Source organism: Lelliottia nimipressuralis (assembly GCF_004115925.1).
GTDB lineage: Bacteria > Pseudomonadota > Gammaproteobacteria > Enterobacterales > Enterobacteriaceae > Enterobacter > Enterobacter nimipressuralis.
In genome coordinates, this window is the sequence record NZ_SDDX01000008.1 from 365,734 (window position 1) to 386,780 (window position 21,047).

Genomic DNA, 21,047 nt, shown 5'->3' on the forward strand with positions numbered 1-21,047 from the left:
TAATCTCACAAAAGCTCCTGTTTATTCTTACTTTTCTGCCATGAATTTATGTTCAAGCTGCTCCAGCAGGGAGGGTTCCCAGTCTGTAAGCAGCATTTGTGAGCCCGCGCTGAACAGCATCCGATACTGTTGCTGCGCGAGTTTGCCCATCCCGGCCTCTTCCATTAACTGTGCTCCAGAGTACTGACGGTAGAACTGTTCGCGAGGCGATCCTTCGGGCAGCGAATCCAGATACTGCAGTGCCGCTTCCAGTCCCTGATCGGCAAACAAGGTCCGGGCGGCCTGAAGCTCCTCGCCGTTTTCTGAGACATACGCGCTCTGGCTGGCAGAAGCAGGAACCAGCCACTGCTTCGTCTGTTCGCTCATAAAGGGCGTGCGGTCGTTAAACAGCAGCGCCGAAAGCGAAGGAAGACGCGCAACAAAACGGGTAACTTCGTCGAGGATGGCTTCTGCCACTGCGAGATATCCGAGGCGCAGTGCAATCTGCGCGGAGAGGTAATGGCCATCCAGCCAGTACGGCGCCAGTAATATGCTTTTCTCGACCTGCAACCAGAGCGCTAAATCTGCGTTGCCAAAACGGGTCTGATAATCGGCAACCCTGTCCGCCGGAATGGCCGCCAGCGGTGTTCGACCGTCACTTTCGGCCTGCGGCGTAGCCGTAATGGTTTGCCAGATCGCGTGACGTCGCAGACGATAGCCGTGCGGTGAGTCCGGCTGACGTTCACAGAGAATATCGGCCACCTCCAGCAGCGTGCTGCGCCAGGCGTTATCGTCATGGCTATTGATGGTGACCCGCGGTGCCGGAGAGATCGCAGGAGTGCTGACCGGAGCGGTATCGGGCGAAGCGGCGTGGGGCGCGTTCGATGCAGCGCGTGCGGATGTATCCGCAGCAGCGTCGCGACACTCGCGCTGGTAGAGGGCAAAGAGTTCATCCGTTGCCTGCGCCAGTTCAGGCGCATGCTGTGTCTGCCAGCACTGCGCCAGTTTTGCCAGCTCGCCCAGAAGTTCGTCACGCTGTTCGGTGGTTGCACGGCCAGCAAAGCCTGCGACGCCCGCGTCAAAACGTTTTATGACCTGCCCGGCAAAGCGCTTTTTATGCGCCATATTTTGCGGTGCCGCCACGGCCCAAAAGTGCTCGGCATAGAGAGCCAACAGGCGCATCGCCAGCAGCGGATCGCCCGCATGCTGAAGGGTTCTGAGCAGGTGCGCCAGTAGGCGGAAATCTTTGCTTTCGCATGCCAGCAACACCAGCCCCCGACGCTGAATTTCCGGGATATCCAGCTGGCTATGAGCCAGCGAGCCGAGTTTAACGATCTCACCCTCGATAAACTCCCACTCCGGGTTATCGTCTTTCAGGCTCTCACTCAGCTTGTCTCCCGGCAGATTTTCCAGCAGATGCGAAATCCAGGTCTGTGGATTATTCAGGTCTAAAGGCATTAATAATCTCCCGCCCAATGGCACGCATCACGCAGTGGTGCGATGGCCTGTGCCAGCCCGTTAATGTCAAAGGTCAGCTTGCCGGCGGGGCTCCCCGCCCCCGTATCCAGGGTCAGTGTTTTGGCGCTAAACAGCTGTTTGATTTCACCAATCCCGGACAGCCCCCGACTGGCTTCCAGCAACACGCCGTTCTCACGGACAAACCAGTGGCTGTTGAACGTCCTGCCATCAGCATTCAGGGTGACCGCGATGTCATGAACATCCAGCGAATGCATCAAAGCCACCTGCATCCGGGTGATGTTATCCATGCAACTGAACATCAGTACCGGACGCGGCGGAACGCTGCCGATAGCCGGGGTCGTGATAACAACGGTTGGATGCTCGCCCGGCGTTTGCACAACCAGCAATGAAGTGGTGTTACCGTCGCGGTGTTTTTCCTGCTCCGTGGCGAGCGTCCAGGCTTCTCCCTGATAGCGCGCTTTAACCAATGCCCCCTCAAAGCCTCCCGGCGAGACGGGCGCGAGCAGATTGTCGTAACAGTCAAGACGCTCCAGAGCTGCCGTTTGTTGACGGCAGGACTGCATCGCCTGCAGGGTTACCTGAGCATCAGACATGGGCACCGTTTCCGCATGTGCAAATCCCGCACAGCTTGCCACCAGCAGAGCCGCAATCAGCCAGGGAAGGCGTGGCTGGCTCATATAACGACACCATCCTCAGGCAGGGTAGATACGGGATCGCTGTCGCACGGTGCATCTTCCACACAGGTGGTAAACGCGCCATTCTCAGCCGACAGTCGGATCAGGGAGATCGCGGTGTTGGCCGCCATTTTCTGTAGCAGCAGCAGCGACAGCGGCGGCAGCAACTCGCCGTCGATCACGGATTCGAGCATTCTGGCGCCATTCTCGGCGCGGGTGACGCGCTGCATAATTTCATCGGTCACCTCCGGTTCAATACTCACCTCAGCACCAAAGCGGCTACGCAGCACGCTGTCCAGTCGTGCAAGCTTTCCGGCGATAATCGTGGTAAGCGTCTCGTGGGTCAGCGGCAGATAGGGCACCACTTCCATGCGTGCAAGCAGGGCGGGTTTGAAGAAATCTGCCAGCACTGGATATAACGCGTCCTGCATCAACGCCGGGTTATCAGCATGTTCGACAATCACCTGATAACCGAGGTTGGAGGTGAGGAAAAATACAATGTTCTTGCAGTCAATCAGACGGCCTTCACCGTCCGCCATTTCGCCCTTATCGAACGCCTGATAGAACAGATTCAGCACGTCCGGGTGAGCTTTTTCGACCTCGTCCAGGAGCACGACCGAGTAGGGTTTCTGACGAATGGCTTCGGTCAGCACGCCCCCTTCTCCGTAGCCCACGTAGCCAGGAGGCGAGCCGATCAGCCTTGAAACCGTGTGCTTTTCCTGGAACTCAGACATATTGATGGTCGTGAGATACTGACGTCCGCCGTAGAGTAGCTCCGTCAGTTGCAGCACGGTTTCGGTTTTGCCTACACCGCTCGGACCGGCTAACAGGAACGCCCCCTGCGGCCGCCCGGGACGGCGCAGGTCAGCACGGGCGGTCAGCAGATGTTTATGCAAACTGGCAATCGCCAGCTGCTGGCCTTTTATGCTTTCGCCCAGCCAGAGCGGAAGATCGGTAATCACCGACATCTCGCTCTGCGACAGCCGGTTAAGCGGCACGCCGGTCCATTCGGCAATCACCGCTGCAATCTGCTTTTTATCGACGTGGGGCGAAACCAGTAGCTGATCGTTATGCAAGGCGTCCAGCTCTGCCGTTAGCCGTTTCAGGCGCTCGGCGTGAGACGGCGTTTTCTCCTCGGTAGTGAGTAATTGCTGACGCAGGGCAATAATCTCCTGCACCAGCGTCTGCTGCTGGTGCCAGGCGTCCTCCAGCGTTCGCAACGCCTGCTGCGCATTCTCATACTGCGCTTGCACCTCATCTCGGCGCGCGTCTCGGTGCGTAGCCCGATACGGATTTCGCGTTCAAGCTGGCGGATTTCCGCCTCGCACTGATGGCATAATGTCGTCAGGGCAGAAATTTTTTTCGGCGGCGAAGAGCGATTAATCGCCACCCTTGCACAGGCGGTATCCAGCACATCAATAGCTTTGTCAGGTAACTGACGCCCGGAAAGATAGCGCTCGCTTAACGTCGCGGCCGCCTGAAGTGCCTCATCATCGATCAGCACACCATGCGATTGTTCATATACCGCCGACAGACCGCGGAGAATGATCGTGGCTTCGGCAGCATTCGGCTCACTGACCTTCACCAGCTGAAAACGACGCGACAGTGCAGCGTCCTTCTCAAAATACTTTTTGTATTCGCCCCAGGTCGTTGCGGCGATAGTTTTCAGCTCACCACGCGCCAGTGCCGGTTTGAGAAGATTAGAAATATCCAGCCCGCCCTGCTGGTTGCCGGCACCTATCAGCGTATGCGCTTCATCAATAAACAGAATGACTGGAATGGGGGATGAAATGACTTCAGCCATCAACCCTTTGAAGCGTTTTTCAAACTCACCTTTGACGGATGCTCCAGCCTGCAATGCCCCAAGATCCAGGTTCATGATGCGGGTATTTTTGAGTTTATCCGGCACCTGGCCTGCAACAATGCGCAGAGCCAGCCCTTCGATTAACGCGCTTTTACCCACACCGGCCTCACCCACCACGACAGGGTTGTTCTTGCGGCGACGGCTAAGAATATCGATCATCAGATCGATTTCGTGATCGCGGCACAGCACCGGATCAAGCCGCCCCTGACGGGCGTCCTCGGTCATGTTCCTGGCATAACGCGCAAGCAAGCTATCGCTGGCATCCGTCGCCACGCTGACGTTTTTTCCGTCGTCATCCTGTATCACGGTTTCAGCAGACTCACGCGTCCACTGCGAAAAATCCTGCTGCAAGCGATCGCGGTTAATACCGGTCAGTTGCCGGGCAGCCGCGGGAGGGACGTAACGTAGCGGCGAGTGCAGAAGCGCCAGCAGCAGCACGCCGCCCCGTAATTCGCTCATCTGCATTTCCGTTGAAGCCAGCAGCCAGGCCTCTTTTAACCACTCCACAAGCATGGGGGAGAAGGCCGGATAGCTGTCTGCAGAGCGCACGGTGGCATAATTTTCGACCGTTAACGCCTGACGCAGTGTCACCACATCAAGATCGGCTTGTTCCGCAATCATCCGCAGATCGCTGCGAACAGACGACAGCATTTGCAGGAGCACATGTGCCACGGTGATTTCCGCCGCCTGCTGGGTCATACACTCTGCCGCAGCGGCCTCCAGCGCCTGTCGGGAAAACAGATTCAGCCGCTTTACCAGCACGGGAAGATCAATCTGGATCATAGACGTCCTTATCGCAGTAATTTATTTAACTGATGCAAAATGTCCTGCGTCTGACTGTCGAGGCGCAGTAAATAGAAGAGATAAAACAGTGCCAGCACGGCAATCCCGCCGAACAACACCTGTTTAATGGTCAAGCGCTTCATGAGCTGATAGCGCCCTCCCCGCGTTTTTTTGTCTTGATGCAGCAGTGGGAAAGCCGCGTCGCCGCGAAGTTTATGAAGGACGTGATACAGACGGCGGTATATCTGTTCAAATTCGCCCTGATTCTGTACAGCAACCTTGTAGCGCCCACGGAAACCCAGTGAGAAACAGAGGTACAAAAATTCGAGTAAATCCTGGTAGCGTTTGGGTTCGCGAATCAGGCGTTCGAGCAGGATAAACACCTTCTCGCCGCCCCAGGCTTCATTATGGAAATGCACCAGCAGGGACTGCTTTATCCACTCGTTCTTGTTCGACCAGCCATTGCCAAGCGCCGCCTCGTCAATAAATGTGCAGAGCACATAGCGAAACGAGACAATCACGCCTGGCTCGTAGCCCTGCTCTTGCAGCAATTGCTCCACCGCCTGAACGTCCGTCACAACCCTGGAAAAGAGGTGTTCAGGCATCGACTGGCTGTTCATCCCCGCCACGCGCATCACCATTCCCAGCAACGGGGTGGCCGCATCGATCATCGGGTTGAGGCTGTTACCACGCAGGGCGAGCCGGTACTGGCGATGGGACGTTTCCCCGCCAGCCTCATACGAAATCGCATTGCCCATTTCCTCGGGGTAGACCGAGTTATTGCTGCCGGAATAAAAGTCAGGCTGTTCGCTCATCGTCTCAACCTCTTATCGCCCACAGCTGCATATCCAGATCCGGGAAGGTGCCGGAAATGTGCAGCGCCATCGCCCCGGCTTTCGCCACGTCCTGCCAGGCCGCGGCCCCTTTATCCAGGTCGAAATAGACGTAACCATCGTGATAAGGAAGCTGGCGAGGCGCGGCAGTGCGAGGCGACAGCGGTACGCCAGGCACCTGGACACTGACCACATTGCGGATTTTGTCGGTCGCAGCGATTTTCGACTGCTGAGTGAACTGGAGAATGATCTGGTTCTGCGGCATCCGCGCGCGGACGGCCAGTACGAAGGAGCCCGACTGCAGCAGCGTCGGATCGTTAACCGTGGCGATATACACCCCATCGGATAAGATCAGCGGCAGGTTCTGAGCCCGTGGCATCAGCACGGTGTTAAGCGCCCGACGCAGCTCCAGAATCACCGTTTTAAAAGACTGCGTGAGATTCCGGTGGTTGTAGACATCGACCGGACACGGCAGACGGCTGTTCTCGGTAAAGGTCATCAGCTCACCCAGCAGACGCACCAGATCCAGATAAAAAGTTTCCGGATGCAGCGTATGCAGATGGGTGCGATGGGTGAAGTGCATCTGGCTGCGGTTCAACATCTGCAACATCATAAATTCTGCTACATCGGCGATACCGCTCTGCTCCGGCGAGCCAATGCGCTTTGCCAGTTCGCTGGCGCGGTTACTGATTAGCCCCTGAACGTCCCCGGCAAACCCGTTCAGCACAGGGCTCACCCGAATCGCCTGACAAGTGGGGATAAAGCCCTCATCCAGTACCAGCGCGCCATTGGGCTGCTGACTGCGAATGCGGCATAACGGGAGGGTGACCATCGCGCTGAGATCGTCCGCGCCGCTCACAATTTTTGGCGCCAGCTGCCCCAGAACAAGCTGCTGGACATCGCCATCATCTGAGTGCAAATCCCGAATATCGCTGCGGGCCAGCCGGTAACGCTCCGTGCTTTGTCCAGCACTTTGGCGGCTCTCAATTTCGCAGGTGATATCACTGATGACCGGCAGCGCGAGGTAGATGTCATGGCTTCCGGGCTTTGACAGATCGACAGGATGGTAGGGCAAAGGAAGCTGGTCCTGCTCCGGGATACTGAATACCGTGCCATCAGGCATGCAGCCGCTCGCAAAGTCGAGCATCAACTTCCCCTGAGCCAGCAACTCTGAATTCACTGACAGCGCTGTAAATCCCCAGCTAAAGTCGGCCTGTGCATTGATGCGCTGGTTCAGCAGATATTCCTGATTACGCTGCTGTTGCTGGAAGTGCTGCGGCAGGGCGAATAATCCCTCTTGCCAGATCACCTTATTTTTCATCGTCGCCATCGTCAGTCTTCCTCTTTTTTCATTTCGATACTGCTCTGCCGTACATGCACCAGCACACGGTATTGGTGGCCCGTACCTTCCACTGGCTCGATCTGCTTCCATTCGGAGGACTGGTCATCCGAGAAGTAGGCTACAATGCCAATAAACTGCGTTTTTTCGTCCAGTTTCACCGGCGGCAGGGTTTTGAGCGTGTCCGGCAGCAGGCTGAAATCCTGGTGATCGATGTAGTTTTTCCCTAACACATCCGGTAACGGTGTACTGGCTATCTGATCATAGTCAGCGGCCTGTAGCTTTGAATCGTCGCTGAGATAGACTAGTTGCACATCCACAGGGGCGGCTTCCCCCTCTGCGTTGGTATTGGTATCCGGTTCAGTGAGAAGCGTGACGGTCACCTCCGACGGTTGTACCGCCTGCTTTCCGACCTGAATATCCGGATTACTGATCACCTGGCCGAGTTTTTTCGCCGTTTCGCAGCCAGTTAAAACCACGCTCATCAGAACGCAGGCCAGAAACGCCCTCCTGATCATGCTTCCGACTCCCGTTGCTTCTCTCTCAATACCCGGTCATAGACCTGGGCATACACTTCGTTAAACAGCATCTCGAAACCCTGCTGACGGCTGGACGCCAGTTCGTCGTAGTAATGGCTATACATCTGCCATGCGCCGGCATCGTCCAGCGGCTGGCGCAATTCATGGCTGCGACGATACTGAACAAAACGGCGCATCAGGCTCTGGGGAGAAAAGGCGTCCAGCAGGACACGCAGCGATTCGATAATCGCCCCGCGATTGGCTTCTTCATGGTGGCGAATGTTGCGCAGGCTCTCGCGTACTGCGGCAGGAGCAGCAAGGTGAACCGGGCTTTTACCCTCGGCAAACATCACATCCAGCGCCGTGGTGTAGTCCATATTCAGACGCAACGGGTTATCTTCCAGCGGACGCAGATGCTTGTCAGACAGGCTGTTACGTTGATATTGAAGCTCAAGCAGCCCTTGTATTGCGGCCTGCAATGTCCTTCCAGCCTCTTCCAAAAAATCATCCGCCTCCTGTGAATTGCGTACAGAAAGCGAGCAGCCTAACCCACGCATAAGCGGCGTGACGGCGAGATGGCGATGTGTCATTTCACCCTGCGCGCCCGCTTCATCATGACTCTCGTGAGAATCGGCATACATCGGTGGCAGATCCATAAACTGATTTTCCAGCCTGCTATTACCGGGCGGAGCGGAAAGCGTGGCGGTGGTTCGAAGGGGAGCCGATCCCGACAGCAGATCACCCGCAGTGGTCAGACTTTCTGTTTGCAACGCCTGGAGAGGATCGGTAGAAAAACCGTTCACCACGGTGTCTGCGAGCTGATGTCGGTGAGGCATTCCCGGATACGTCGGTTGCCCGTCAGTGGTGAGCAGCGCATCAGCCAGGCGATCGCGGTTAGTCACGATGGTTTCCGGGGCGGCCATCTGCTCGCTATAGCTGACGAGTTTTCCTTCATGGAGGAACACTTTTAATGCCAGCGCCCCAAGTCCAATCTCATCGCCCTGACGCAACCGCACTAATCCAGAATCCACGGACACCGGAGCCAGATTGATCATCAACCCTGGCATCAGGCTACGAAGACAGAAGGTGCCATCATGGAGAACCACTTCGCAGGCACGGCCAGCGATAGATCCTGCTCGATCCTGTACCGGCCAGCGGCACGCCGTAGCGTGGCCGATATCTCCGCCCTCGGCAGAAAACAGGCATTTTGCAGCCCTTCCGCTCTCCAGCTCATTGCCGTTCATAACCTGCAACGTGAGTGACAGCACGGAAGAGTGCTTTTTCTCCTCAGCCATATGCGATTCCATAAAATTAATCCCTGATATGAAGGGTGATAGAGGGCGGCACTTTCGGCTGTCCGATAAACGCCGTGCGCCCGATACAGGATCGGGCGCTGTCGCCTAACAGCATGCCTTTCGCCTGCTCGGGAGCCAGATCCAGACGCAAATCCCAGGCGAACTGATCGCGCAGTAAAAAAGAGACAAACATTGTCAATGCCTGGTGATTTCCACCGTCCGGCAAAAATGAGAGATAACGCTCCATCGAGAGATTGCTGATCCGCAGAAGAAATTTTCCGCTGCGATCGGGCACTCTGGCTCCGAGGGTAAAATTGACACCGATGACTGAGCGCCCCGGCACATATCCGGCAGTTCTGTTTTTTGGATTTCTCACACCCAGCCGATTCTGCTGGGCAGGATCGACAGGCACTTTGCGTAGCTGCCAGCTCTCAATACGGACTTCCGGCAGATCAAAACAGTGAGAGACCAGATTGCACACCACGTCCGGTGAGCGCCCCGGTGTAGCAAGTATCCCGGCGTAGGCCAGCATCTTGCTATGGTTGATGGCAAGCCTGGCGCGCACACTGGGATTGCCCAGCCCTACAAGGGCATACATACGCTGCGAAAAAGTGTCTGTGCCACCGTTACGAAAACAGATGTAATAGCGGTACTTACGCCAGGCGTGATAAGTAAACTGCGTCCATCGATGGCTGAACAGATCGAGAAACTCTTTCAGCCCCTCTTCATTTTGTGCCGACTCCTGCGCCATTCTGTCCAGGTAGTACCCGGGCAGTGGCGACTGGCTACCGGAGAAGCCCAGGAATTTGGTCGTCAGGTTGAACTGCCCGGTCTCGTTACGACTGAGCGTGCTCAGGTCACTTCCAGGGAAAGCAATACTGGCATCGGATTTGAACAGCGCCACTTCCTGTTCCGGCTCCGTACGCAAGGATGGCTCCTGGTCCGTACCGCCATACCGCGTATATAGCGATTCCATCAGCACAAAAAAGTTTGTCCCGCGCACATCCGGGAGATTTGCTGTTTCCCTTACATCAGGGCGTGCTGGCCGGTATGTTGCCATTCCCAGGACTCCTGACTTTCGGTGTTGATAATTTTGAGGCAGTGAAACGAATTGATGCTGGCATACAGCGCAAAGAAATAGGACAGCACCGTCCCCAGCAGATAGATCTCACCTTCACAGACAAAGGGGGCCGGATTTATCCACAGCGTGGTGGACAGCCCTCGAACCGGCACCCCCTTAAACAGGCGGTCGACCGGACGGGACGCCATTTTTTCAATAGCATCCAGTTTCTGCGAAGAGAGTCGGGCCTGCTGCGGGTGGTGAATACCGGGTAAATCAAACGTGCGCAGAACCTGAATCAACGCTTCCCTGTCCAGCAGCGAGAGATAGTTCAGATTCATGCAGGAGATCAGCGACCAGTGCATATTGCCGTCCGTCATCGGATAAAGCGGACGGGTTGGCCGCATCACATTACTGAAGGACGCAACGGCTGGATTCTTATTAACGGCCTCGCAGATATCACCGATATGCAACGACGCAGGTAACATGCGATTGGTGCAGACAAGCGAGGCCGTGAAAACTTCGCCATCCAGTCGGGTATGTTCTGGTATGTCTCCGTTCGCGTGAACAAATGCAATCGAATGCTCCAGACCTTGATGAAATAATGACGTTTTTGTTCGGTGGTGCCAGTAAACGACTTCACGCTGACGGTTGTACTCTATCTGGTGCTGAAATCCTTCAAACTCAGGCCAGAGGCGAAACTTTCTGCTCTGTCCGGAACCGCTCTCTTTGCTCGAAACCGAGGTTATCTGGAAAATATCATAGGATTCCGGGTTCTGTTGGCTGGCGCGCAACGGGTACTGCGGCGCACTGTCATCCGGTCTGACAGGTTCAGAGTGGTGCGCGAAAAGATTGACCGCAGGCGTACAATAGGGACGTAAAGAAGCCTTGCGCAGCTTGATATCTGCCGGTAGTGGCAGATTAAAATGCAGGCGTAGCGTAAACGCACCGACCGGAAAATCGTCTGGCAATGGCGCGGCATCCTTCACGTGGAAGAAGAAAAAGCTCTCCGGATAACAGAAATACTCCTGCAGTACCCGGTAACCGACATGAACGTTTTTCGGCCATGGCAACAGCGCATCTTCCGGTTCAAATCCGGCGGCCTCAAGCCACAGATCCGATAATGCTAAACGCCGCTCACCGGCAACCAGTTCGGCATCCACCAGATGTTCACTGAACCATAAATAGAGCTGATGACGGGTGTAGTCGTCTTCATTACCCAACCAAAAAGTCAGTTTATTCAGATCAATTGCGCGGGGAGAAATATTGCCCTCAGTGAAAAAATCAATCTCAATAGCACCTGCTTTTAGGCTGCTGGTGTTTCTCACATCCTGAACTAAAAGAGGTTGTAGCCAGGTATCGCGTGCCAGAGTGAAATGACAAACCGGCAATGAGGCGCGCTCTCCGCTGGTCAGTGCCCCCTGAGCACCAGTCTGCGAGCGGTCACTCTTTCCGGTTTTAATCAACTCATCGCGGCAAACCTGAACGAATGTTTGCAGCTCTTTACGGGGCTGATATTCAATGACCGTCATCGCCGGCACCGGACGCAGATAATTTGGCCACAGCATGTTGATGAGTCCATGCGTGAACTCGGGGAATTCATCTTCAAGCTTTTGCCGCAGGCCACCTGAGAGGAAGGCGAACGCTTCCAGCAAGCGTTCCACATCCGGATCGCCCTCTTTCTCGGCCAAAAAGCGAGCCAGGTAGGGTTTCTCCTGTGCCAGCAATTTGCCGAGCTGACGCAGATAATCCAGCTCTTCGCGGTAGTAACGCTCTTCAAAGGCCATCGGGTTACTCCACTTTCCAGTGCCGGTGGTTATCCAGCAGGATGTCAAACTCCAGGACATCCTGGCTGCTGCTGAAATCTATCGTTGCTACAATATGAAACCGCAGTTCCAGCGGCAGGCAGGCATCCTCTGCGATGGCCGCCACTACCACATCCGAAATCCGCGGTTCATAGCCCAAAATAGACTCCCTGATGGCCTTGACCATCCAGTCGCGAATGTTCAACGAATCGGGGGATTGACTGTTAAAATCATCAATTCCCAGATCCGGCGAACCGTAACAACTGCCGGAACGGGTATTGAGGACGTTACGAAGGGTATCGCGCACCGAATTCAGCAGCGACGCCTTAGGTCGCAGGCGCAGAGGTGGATTCGCCGCCTCGCGGATACGCTCAAACAAACTGCCCCCAGATTCCCGTTCCATTATCATGGTGCTTAATCCCTGTCTAAGCGACCGACTAAGGACAGCTCAAACGATGCTCCCATGTATTTGAAATGTGGACGCACGCTAAGCGCCACCTGGTACCAGCCCGGTTCACCTTCCACATCCGATACTTCAATTTTCGCCTGACGCAGCGGTTTGCGACTGCGAACTTCAGATGGCGGGTTTTCCTGATCGGCCACGTACTGGCGAATCCAGGTATTGAGTTCACGCTCGAGGTCGCCACGTTCTTTCCATGAGCCGAGCTGTTCGCGCTGAAGCACTTTGATGTAATGAGCCAGTCTGTTGATAACAAACAGGTAAGGCAGCTGTGTTCCTAACTTATAGTTAGTTTCCGCTTCCTTTCCTTCCACTGTATTAGGGAATGCCTTTGGTTTCTGAACTGAATTAGCCGAGAAAAAGGCAGCGCTATCAGAACCTTTACGCATCGTTAGCGTAATGAACCCCTGCTCTGCCAGTTCGTATTCACGACGGTCGGTAATGAGAATTTCGGTCGGCACTTTTGCCTGAAGTTGCCCCATGGCTTCATACAGATGCACCGGTAAATCTTTCACCGCGCCGCCGCTTTGTGGGCCAACGATATTCGGACACCAGCGGGTCGATGCAAAACTCTCCGCCATGTTAGCGGCCAGAAGAAACGCCGTGTTACCCCAAAGATAGTGCTCGTGGCTCTTGCTGACATCTTCGTGGTAGTTAAAGCTTTTGATGGGATTTTCATTCGGGACATAAGGATGTCGCAGCAAAAAGCGCGGTGCCGTCAGACCAAGATTTCGGGCATCTTCTGATTCACGCAGCGATCGCCATTTGGTGTATGCCGGCCCTTCAAAAATGGCCGCAACATCCTTGATCCCAGGCAGTTCGGTAAACGAATCAAGTCCGAAAAATGTTGGAGAAACGGAAGAGAGGAATGGGCTGTGCGCCATTGCACTGACGGCGCTGATATATTGCAGGAGCTTCATATCGGCCGTCGTGTTATCGAAGCTGTAGTTGCCGATAACCGCCGCGACAGGCTCTCCGCCAAACTGCCCGAAACCACTGGAGTAAACGTGGCGGTAGAAACCAGACTGGGTAATTTCCGGCGCAAACGAAAAATCGTCCAGCAGCTCTTCTTTTGTGACGTGCAGTAGATGAATTTTGATGTTTTCCCGTGGATCAGCATGATCAACAAGGAGTTTCAGTGAGCGCAGAAACGACTCCAGCTCCTGGAACTCTGGCGCATGCAGGATCACATCCATCTGACGCCCCATGCGCTCATCAATATCAGCAATCATGCCGTTGACGGCCAGGATATCGACGGATTCGCCCTCTTCATCATTCTGTAGAAGAGCCGTAATAAAGGCTGTTACGCCCTGGCGCGCAATATCGTAACTTTCTGACTCCGGCTTGAAACGGGTCTGCGCCATGATGTCATCCAACAATGTGGGCGCGGCGACCTGTGCAGAGGAAGCAGAGGCTTCCGGTAAGGTGATATCTGACATAGTGAAATCCTTGTACAAAGTTATTTCCGACCTGCGATGCCCAGTTCCGCAATCAGTTGTTCACGGCTTTGTTCGTTATCCAGTAAAGCTTTTAGCTGCGCGCGGAAAGCCGGGATATTTCCCATTGGGCCGCGTAACGCCACCAGGGCCTCGCGTAGCTCAAGCATTTTTCGCATTTCAGGTATCTGGGCAGCAATGTTGTCAGGTGCGAGATCGGACAGTGATTTCACTTTCAGCCTGACGCCCATGCGCTCATCGTGATTTTCACTGAGCGTGGAGGGAACGGCGAACTCACGGCCAATACCTGCTTGCTCTAACACCGCATTGAAATTGTTACGATTGATGGCAACAGGCTGCCGCTCATCAAGCGGCGTCTCATCCGAACCGCCTGTCAGATTACCGGTGACCAGCAGGTTAAGCGGCAGCTCAACTTCAGCTGTCTGGGAGCCTGTTTTGGGGGTGAATTTAATATTAATGCGCTCACGTGGAGCGATGCTGCCGTCATTTTTTTGGCTGCTCATAAAAAATAGTCCTTCAGGTTATCGACCAGGCCATCAATGCAGCATATTCCGCACAACTAAAAACACCGGAAATGCCGCCGAAGTGGCGGTTAAATAGATTGAAACGCCTTATCAACCCATATCCTACGCGAAAACAACATTCCCGAAATACTTCGATTCCGGATAATTCCGCTCTATATGCTAGATATAAAATGCGTGCTACAAAGGTTCAAGATACAATGCGAAGCGTAAGAGCACAACCTAATAGATAATAGATTTTCACTGTGAAATTCATATTTATAATTACGCTAAATGATTGATATTAAATGCATTCATGGATTAAATAAGATATTTGTGAAACTTAAGAATCGCCTTATAAAAGCCCAACAACAAAATAAACCAGGAGATTGACTTACCATTGCCCATGATTCAATCTGCTCATTAATTTCATCGCAACGAAATATACTAAAGAATTATACATAGCGATAAACCATATAATCAAAATTAGGAATTAAATATAGCTAAACATTATTTGATGGCTACTACCTATTCGCATTACCTAAAGCAGGGATGCACGTACATGACTGATTTCGGGTAAGAGCCGTTTCAAAATTTGCCTGTCGAGGACTAACGGCAGGTGATTGTCAGCAGTCATTTATACATTAACAAGGAGTTTAAAAATGCCTACACCGTGTTACATCTCAATCACGGGTCAGACCCAAGGAAATATTACCGCAGGTGCATTTACTGCCCCTTCGGTTGGTAACATTTACGTGCAGGGCCACGAAGATGAGATGCTGGTACAAGAATTTCATCATAACGTGACTGTCCCTACCGACCCTCAGTCCGGCCAGCCATCTGGTCAACGTGCCCACAAGCCGTTCATCTTTACCGTGGCACTGAACAAAGCTGTACCTTTGCTGTATAACGCGCTGGCTTCTGGCGAAATGCTGCCAACCACCGAGCTGCACTGGTGGCGTACCTCAGTGGAAGGCAAGCAGGAACACTTCTTCACCACTCGCCTGACCGATTCCACCATTGTGGATATCGACTGCACTATGCCTCACTGCCAGGATGCGGAGAAGCGCGAGTTTACCCAGCTAATTAAGGTTTCCCTCGCCTACCGTAAAATCGAGTGGGAGCACGTTAAGTCTGGCACTTCTGGTGCTGATGACTGGCGTGCACCGCTGGAAGCATAAGTTGATACCCAGCATCCGGTTCTTAGGGACCGGATGCTGTTTTTGTATTGCACCTCGGAAATGGTTGTCAGTAATAAGAAACGCTTTTTGGGGGATGGCGGATGCCGGAGACTTTGGCGGTAGCGTGCTTAAAGACAAGTGAAACAGCACTTTCAACATGGAGAAATTTCGAGTAGTACCTACTTGAGCGGATAGTTTGTAAAAAACCAGTTAATTGCCAGAAGAGCTGTTACAAAGTAGCTCGTCTATGTTTTTTCTTGAGTCTTGTACAAATGGAGCATAAACGACTAACTGCCATACTGAAGGCCTTACAAAGACGTTTCGATATAAAAAGCCCAGCGCCTTACCATACTATTTGATAAAACACATTTAGCCTTTAAATCTAAAGACCTAGTATCTATGCTCAAAAATATAGTGTTATTTGTCATCCTGTTCGTGCTGGCTCCTTTTTACTGTATTGCAAATGAACCCGAAGTAAATTCTTTAGATGACCTGATCGTGAATAGTTTTAAAGTGGATGAAATTCCTGATCTAGGGCATCCAGTTTGCAGTCTCAGCCTCTACGACAATAAGAAAGATGATTATTACAACTATGTGGAAGGAAGTATTTGTCCTGTCGGCGGAGAAATCTGTAAATACTCAGCCATTATGAAAATCAATAACAAAATAAACATACTTAAAGAAGTACCGTCAGACAAAAATGGTATAACATTTCAAAACTCACAATTTTATATAACCTCAAAACATACTGAAGTTAAAGAGTCAGAAATGAACCCTGAAGGAACCAACATTGAATCCATCATTTCTATTAACATCAAAAATAGAGTTAAAAAATTTAACATGACTGGATATTGCGGGATTTAAATACAGTCAAAACACTGAATAAAAAAATAATGGACAATAACGATCCCTAGATTTTTAAACGGGGCGTGTAGTCGCATTATCGTTTCTCAATGCTCAAAAATATGCATTTTCAATTTTTTAAATTCAGTGAACTTAAAAAATGCAAAAATACAGCTTACACATGAAAATATCTCAAACTCACAACTGGGTGCTAGAGTGAATTAGGATAACTAAATAATAAAAAATTCAACAGAATTCTTATTAGTGCTAATGCATAAAGCAGTTGGTATTCTCTCAAACGATAAATAATTTTTTAGCTTGACAACAAACATGTCAAAACCGGTGGTGGGCAGGAAATGTATTTCCACGTTCCTTGCGACAAGCGAAAATTTGTAATACCACTTGATACCCCTAGCTATAAATATGGTCATCTTCAGTAGATATCAGTTTATTAAAAATACTCTTACACATGTAGCATGCGATATTGCATTAACTAAATTATGCACAAATTCTTTTTATCCATATAAAATAGGGGGCAAGTCACAATGATCATTATGGAAAAACAAAATGAACTTATTCAAGTAATGAATAATGTTGCAAATAAGTACATGAAATGGAGTCTTGCAAAAGACCATTTTATCAGTGATACCATTAATTTTTCCTCACAGATTGATAGTGATTTATTTTCTGGGAAACTATCACAATCCGAGGCAAGAGAAGCTCTGGAGAATGAAATAACATCACTAAGAAAACAAAACGATGAACTAGAGAAAAATCAGGTTAGGCAAGCCATTATCCTTCGCCCTATAAGCCAAGAGAAAGTCAGAGGAAGCGGTGGAAGAGAAACTATTAATGTTGATCTATTTATTGCAGGGGCGGGATTTATTGCAGGGGGCTTACAGATTGTCACTGGTGTTGGAATGATTAGCACTGGTGCCGGAGCGATCCCAGGAACATTACTAACAGCTCACGGGGTTAACAACCTTATTGAAAATGGTTATTACTTGCTTTATCGAGAGAGCTGTACCGGTCCAGTACGCTTTATGTACGAAGAAGCAGGAGATTTTTTTGGAATAGATATTAAAGATTCCGATGTTATTTATACTTTTGTTGACGTGGCATTATCGATGAATGGTTTACTTGAGTATAAATTACCAGAAGAAGCACAGAGACTTTACCGTTACATTAACGCAGATTTGCTATGGGGTATAAAAAAGATGGGAATTACTCTTATGGGCCCTGGCGATTTATTTATAGAGATCACCGGTGATATAAATACCGTAGTGGGTCAATGGAGGGCATATTAATGGAAGTTATCATTGAGGCTGCAGGATATAAGTTAAACATTTTATATATTGCTCTATCATGCCTAGGGTTGCATATTAATTTCACTGTCGTAAAAATATTATTAAAGTCCAAAAAGACAACACATCATTTTTATGCCATAACAACATCGACAATATTACCTTTTTTTCACTTCTACGTTTTTAACTTTGGAAGAATACCTTTTTGGGATATAGACCTTGGTAATAATATCCCACTCTATTACATTTCTTTTGGATTAGCATGGATTAGTTCACTTCCTTACATTATCGCAAGAAAGCTGTACAGTTAAATCCCATCATCAAATAACTAAAACACAATACATATAAAATTAATAACCCAGCATCTAACAAAGATTAATGCTAAATAACACAGTTACGAATCTTACACTTCATCAAAGCATTTCAAAACCCGACAAATTAACCCCACTCTATTCACCGTTATTATAGGCATTTATTTGAAAGGGAGACAGATATGTCATTAAAAGGACTGCGTTTTACGTTTGACGTGGATGGACAGCCTTCTGAAACATTTGCAGTCGTGAGTTTCTGGTTGAAACAACGTCTTTCATTTCCATTTATGTTAGATGTAGATGTTGCCAGTAAATCCTTCAATCAGGAAGCAAACAACCTACTAGAAAAAAAAGTCACCCTCACTATTTGGCAGGGGTCAGAGGCGCTGCGTTATGTCACAGGAGTAGTTTCCAGCTTTGGGATGAAAGAAAATAATCGCTGGCAGATGCTGTATCATTTTTGTATTCAGCCGCCACTCTGGCGCTGTGGACTACGGCAGAATTTCCGCATATTTCAACAACAAGATATTGAAGCTATTTCATCAACACTTCTCAGTGAGAACGGTGTTATCGACTGGGCACCCTCTTTTAATGCTGGCCACTCTTCTCGTGAATTCTGTGTTCAATACGGTGAAAACGATCTGGCATTTTTATCACGCCTTTGGGCGGAAGAAGGGATCTTCTTTTATGATAAACACGCACCAGTTGGACCTAATCAAAAATTGATGTTATGCGATGATATTGCTGGCCTGTCCCCACTCAACGACACGATTATCTTCAATCCGAATATAACTACAGAAGTGAATAGTGAGTGTATCAGTGCATTTCAATACGATGCAGGAGTACGTGCCTCATCAGTCGTAAGTAAAGATTATACATTCAAAGTACCCGACTGGGAGGGAACGTTTAATCAACAAGGCGAAAACCTGAATAATCAGCTCACGCAATATGAAGTTTATGATTACCCTGGTCGTTTTAAGGATGAGCAGCACGGGCAGGATTTTAGTCGCTATCAATTGGATGGTTTTCGTAATAGCTCTGAGACTGCCGGAGGGATCAGTAACTCACCCAATTTGTGGCCAGGAACTCGCTTTATTCTCAAAAACCATCCTCAGGAAACCCTCAACCGAGAATGGCAGGTGATTAGAAGCACGCTGGTGGGCCAACAGCCACAGGCATTGCATGGGAGTTCAGGCACAGGCACCACATTGACGAATCAATTTTCGGTCATCCCTGCTGACCGAACCTGGCGGCCCCGTCCCCTGCCTAAACCGAAAGTCGATGGCCCACAAAGTGCGATCGTCACTGGCCCTGCTGGTGAAGAAATCTTCTGCGATGAGCATGGACGTGTCCGCGTGAAGTTTCACTGGGACAGATATAACCCTAAGAATGAGAGCAGTTCATGCTGGGTACGCGTGTCGCAGGCATGGGCCGGTACCGGATTTGGCAACCTTGCCATTCCGCGCATCAACCAGGAAGTCATTGTTGATTTCCTGAATGGTGATCCTGACCAACCTATCATTATGGGTCGAACCTATCACCAGGATAACCGCTCTCCTGGCGGCCTGCCAGGTACGAAAACGCAGATGACCATCCGCTCAAAAACCTACAAAGGTGAAGGTTTCAATGAACTGCGTTTTGAGGATGCGACAGGGAAAGAGCAGCTCTATATGCACGCACAAAAGGACATGCAAACAGAGGTGTTGCATGACCGAACGACGACGGTTAATCACGATCACACTGAAACCGTATCCAATAACCAGACTGTCACCGTAGGCGTCGGACAGACGATAAATGTGGGTGGCAAAAATGAAGGTGGACACGACCAAAAGGTCACCGTCGCCCATGATCAGACGATTACCGTGCAGAACAAGCAGACGCTAAATGTCACGCAGGATCGTGAAAAAAGCGTCGGTGGCGACCAAACAGCCACAATCATCGGCAGCGATACCGCGACCGTCAAAAAAGATCAGTCCGTGACTGTTCAGCAAAACTACACCCTCAATGTCGCGAAAATCACCACTATCAAATCAGGCGAGAAAATCGAACTGATTTGTGGAGCCAGTTCCATCACCCTTGAACAAGGTGGAAAAGTGACGATCTCCGGCACGGAATTTGATTTCACTGCCGGCGGCATTGTTCAAATCAAAGGTAAAGACGTCAATCTCAACTGAGGCACGAAAATGGAATTTCGTAATCTGACGCCGTTTTCAGTGATGGAATATGCGATGGACGACAAGCATAACGAACGTCATCGCGTCGTCGCCATGAAAACCGGCTTCCGGCTTGTCCAGGATGATAATGGTCAGTGGCAGACGCAATTAATGGAAAACCCACCGATGCCATTATGCATCGAAGATGAGTTTGCCGGTGAAATGAACTGCTCGCCTGTCCTGCGCGAGAGTGACCTCGCCCCGTTAAAACCTGCCTGTGATGTTATCGTCAATGGCACAGCACACACCGGGTGGTGTCGCCGCTCAAGAGATGATCGCGAGAGTCCTGATGCGTACGCCTTCAGGCGCAGTGCTGCTAAATAAAGCATTGCAAATAACTGGCAAACGCTTTTATCAACGTCAGACATTAACTGGACAATGGTTTGAAACGGAGCCGGAACTTTTTAGCTCCCTCCCCCTGGATTACCGTTTTGCATTTGGCGGTGAATGCCGGGTGGAGGTCGATAGTGAATATGCTAACCGCATTCCTGAAGAATACCGTCTCACCGAAGACGAGCGTCGGGAGCACCCCAACCAGGTAAATCCACCTCTCGCGCACAGAGCATGCCCGGTCAATCCTCTGGGGCTCGGTTACATGCCCCCCTGGTATTTGAATGCCTGCGATATTCATCAGGTTGAAGCCCCTCGCATTATCGCCACGGACAGCCCCTTTACCCTCAGGCACTTTCTCGCCTGCCTGAACGGAAACGCCGACTGGTTCGCGCCAGAATACCAGCCTGCAGGCTTTGGCTATATCGGACGGAGCTGGTTACCACGCCTGCCGTTGGCAGGGACTTATGACCAGACATGGCTGGAGACTGTGCATCCTGGGCTGCCGGAAGATTTTGATTTTGGTTACTGGAATGGCGCACCACATGACCAACAGATCCTCTTCCCGGATCCAGGGGCAGAGTTTGTCCTCTCGGGTTTTCGCCCGGACGGGGACATTCACTTTTCTCTGCCTGAACACCAGGGACGCATTCTGCTTCGCACCCCAACCGGACAGCGAGTACCTGTCCCTATGTGGCTGGACACGCTGGCAATTGATACAGACTCGCTGAACATAGCACTGACGTGGCGTTTTCTACTGCCAGGTGACGTGCCAATGCGCGTAATGGAAGCGCGATACAGAACCAGGAAGGTATAAAA

At 51.2% G+C, this 21,047-nt stretch carries 15 protein-coding genes and 2 pseudogenes; 5 read left to right on the plus strand and 12 right to left on the minus strand.

Annotated features, from left to right (window positions below):
• Positions 1–27 precede the first annotated feature (27 nt).
• The 12 genes and pseudogenes from tssA to tssB form a co-directional block, all read right to left on the minus strand.
• Positions 28–1,437, minus strand: a complete 1,410-nt coding sequence (gene tssA / locus ETG88_RS08105) for a type VI secretion system protein TssA (protein WP_129035128.1) — start codon at positions 1,435–1,437, stop codon at positions 28–30.
• Positions 1,437–2,135 carry a type VI secretion system-associated protein VasI gene (gene vasI, locus ETG88_RS08110; protein ID WP_129035129.1) on the minus strand — a complete coding sequence of 233 codons (699 nt, stop codon included), beginning with the start codon at positions 2,133–2,135 and terminating at the stop codon, positions 1,437–1,439. The genes tssA and vasI overlap by 1 nt, the downstream gene beginning before the upstream one ends.
• A pseudogene (tssH, locus tag ETG88_RS08115) lies at positions 2,132–4,779 on the minus strand (type VI secretion system ATPase TssH). The gene vasI and the pseudogene tssH overlap by 4 nt, the downstream one beginning before the upstream one ends.
• An 8-nt stretch (positions 4,780–4,787) precedes the next feature.
• A complete protein-coding gene (icmH, locus tag ETG88_RS08120) occupies positions 4,788–5,537 on the minus strand; it encodes a type IVB secretion system protein IcmH/DotU (RefSeq protein WP_129035192.1) in 750 nt (249 codons plus the stop codon).
• A 61-nt stretch (positions 5,538–5,598) separates the two neighbouring features.
• Positions 5,599–6,942, minus strand: a complete 1,344-nt coding sequence (gene tssK, locus ETG88_RS08125; RefSeq protein WP_129035130.1) for a type VI secretion system baseplate subunit TssK — start codon at positions 6,940–6,942, stop codon at positions 5,599–5,601.
• Between the two features lie 2 nt (positions 6,943–6,944).
• On the minus strand, positions 6,945–7,469 hold the full coding sequence (tssJ, locus tag ETG88_RS08130) for a type VI secretion system lipoprotein TssJ (RefSeq protein WP_100778967.1): 525 nt from the start codon (positions 7,467–7,469) through the stop codon (positions 6,945–6,947).
• On the minus strand, positions 7,466–8,764 hold the full coding sequence (gene tagH, locus ETG88_RS08135) for a type VI secretion system-associated FHA domain protein TagH (RefSeq protein WP_129035131.1): 1,299 nt from the start codon (positions 8,762–8,764) through the stop codon (positions 7,466–7,468). Before tagH ends, tssJ begins: the two co-directional genes overlap by 4 nt.
• A gap of 16 nt (positions 8,765–8,780) precedes the next feature.
• Positions 8,781–9,824 carry a type VI secretion system baseplate subunit TssG gene (gene tssG, locus ETG88_RS08140; RefSeq protein WP_129035132.1) on the minus strand — a complete coding sequence of 348 codons (1,044 nt, stop codon included), beginning with the start codon at positions 9,822–9,824 and terminating at the stop codon, positions 8,781–8,783.
• Positions 9,791–11,611: a type VI secretion system baseplate subunit TssF gene (tssF, locus tag ETG88_RS08145; RefSeq protein WP_129035133.1), complete on the minus strand. Its 1,821-nt coding sequence runs from the start codon at positions 11,609–11,611 to the stop codon at positions 9,791–9,793. The genes tssG and tssF overlap by 34 nt, the downstream gene beginning before the upstream one ends.
• Positions 11,612–11,615: 4 nt before the next feature.
• On the minus strand, positions 11,616–12,035 hold the full coding sequence (gene tssE, locus ETG88_RS08150) for a type VI secretion system baseplate subunit TssE (protein WP_164971783.1): 420 nt from the start codon (positions 12,033–12,035) through the stop codon (positions 11,616–11,618).
• An 8-nt stretch (positions 12,036–12,043) separates the two neighbouring features.
• Positions 12,044–13,528, minus strand: coding sequence for a type VI secretion system contractile sheath large subunit (tssC, locus tag ETG88_RS08155; RefSeq protein WP_129035135.1), 1,485 nt, complete (start codon positions 13,526–13,528; stop codon positions 12,044–12,046).
• A 20-nt stretch (positions 13,529–13,548) separates the two neighbouring features.
• Positions 13,549–14,049 (minus strand): type VI secretion system contractile sheath small subunit, encoded by a 501-nt coding sequence (gene tssB, locus ETG88_RS08160; RefSeq protein ID WP_100778964.1) that lies wholly within the window; start codon positions 14,047–14,049, stop codon positions 13,549–13,551.
• A gap of 659 nt (positions 14,050–14,708) precedes the next feature.
• Between tssB and ETG88_RS08165 the strand changes: the two genes are divergently transcribed.
• From ETG88_RS08165 to ETG88_RS08185, 5 genes and pseudogenes are all read left to right on the plus strand, one after another.
• Positions 14,709–15,227 carry an Hcp family type VI secretion system effector gene (locus ETG88_RS08165; RefSeq protein WP_100778963.1) on the plus strand — a complete coding sequence of 173 codons (519 nt, stop codon included), beginning with the start codon at positions 14,709–14,711 and terminating at the stop codon, positions 15,225–15,227.
• A gap of 498 nt (positions 15,228–15,725) precedes the next feature.
• Positions 15,726–16,091, plus strand: coding sequence for an adhesin (locus ETG88_RS08170; RefSeq protein ID WP_129035136.1), 366 nt, complete (start codon positions 15,726–15,728; stop codon positions 16,089–16,091).
• Positions 16,092–16,624: 533 nt separating this feature from the next.
• Complete coding sequence (locus ETG88_RS08175) at positions 16,625–17,377, plus strand: DUF4225 domain-containing protein (protein ID WP_164971781.1); 753 nt, start codon at positions 16,625–16,627, stop codon at positions 17,375–17,377.
• 490 nt (positions 17,378–17,867) lie between these two features.
• Entirely contained in the window at positions 17,868–19,859 is a 1,992-nt protein-coding gene (locus ETG88_RS08180; protein ID WP_129035137.1) for a type VI secretion system Vgr family protein, read from the plus strand.
• 93 nt (positions 19,860–19,952) lie between these two features.
• Positions 19,953–21,045, plus strand: a pseudogene (locus ETG88_RS08185) (DUF2169 family type VI secretion system accessory protein).
• Positions 21,046–21,047 lie beyond the last annotated feature (2 nt).

Excerpts from the sequence above, each read along its gene's own strand:
- tssG (WP_129035132.1), bottom strand. The coding sequence starts at position 9,824 with ATGGCAACATACCGGCCAGCACGCCCTGATGTAAGGGAAACAGCAAAT.
- vasI (WP_129035129.1), bottom strand. The coding sequence starts at position 2,135 with ATGAGCCAGCCACGCCTTCCCTGGCTGATTGCGGCTCTGCTGGTGGCA.
- tssC (WP_129035135.1), bottom strand. The coding sequence starts at position 13,528 with ATGTCAGATATCACCTTACCGGAAGCCTCTGCTTCCTCTGCACAGGTC.
- ETG88_RS08175 (WP_164971781.1), top strand. The coding sequence starts at position 16,625 with ATGGAAAAACAAAATGAACTTATTCAAGTAATGAATAATGTTGCAAAT.
- tssA (WP_129035128.1), bottom strand. The coding sequence starts at position 1,437 with ATGCCTTTAGACCTGAATAATCCACAGACCTGGATTTCGCATCTGCTG.
- ETG88_RS08180 (WP_129035137.1), top strand. The coding sequence starts at position 17,868 with ATGTCATTAAAAGGACTGCGTTTTACGTTTGACGTGGATGGACAGCCT.
- tssJ (WP_100778967.1), bottom strand. The coding sequence starts at position 7,469 with ATGATCAGGAGGGCGTTTCTGGCCTGCGTTCTGATGAGCGTGGTTTTA.
- tssB (WP_100778964.1), bottom strand. The coding sequence starts at position 14,049 with ATGAGCAGCCAAAAAAATGACGGCAGCATCGCTCCACGTGAGCGCATT.
- ETG88_RS08165 (WP_100778963.1), top strand. The coding sequence starts at position 14,709 with ATGCCTACACCGTGTTACATCTCAATCACGGGTCAGACCCAAGGAAAT.
- tssK (WP_129035130.1), bottom strand. The coding sequence starts at position 6,942 with ATGGCGACGATGAAAAATAAGGTGATCTGGCAAGAGGGATTATTCGCC.
- tagH (WP_129035131.1), bottom strand. The coding sequence starts at position 8,764 with ATGGCTGAGGAGAAAAAGCACTCTTCCGTGCTGTCACTCACGTTGCAG.
- icmH (WP_129035192.1), bottom strand. The coding sequence starts at position 5,537 with ATGGGCAATGCGATTTCGTATGAGGCTGGCGGGGAAACGTCCCATCGC.
- tssF (WP_129035133.1), bottom strand. The coding sequence starts at position 11,611 with ATGGCCTTTGAAGAGCGTTACTACCGCGAAGAGCTGGATTATCTGCGT.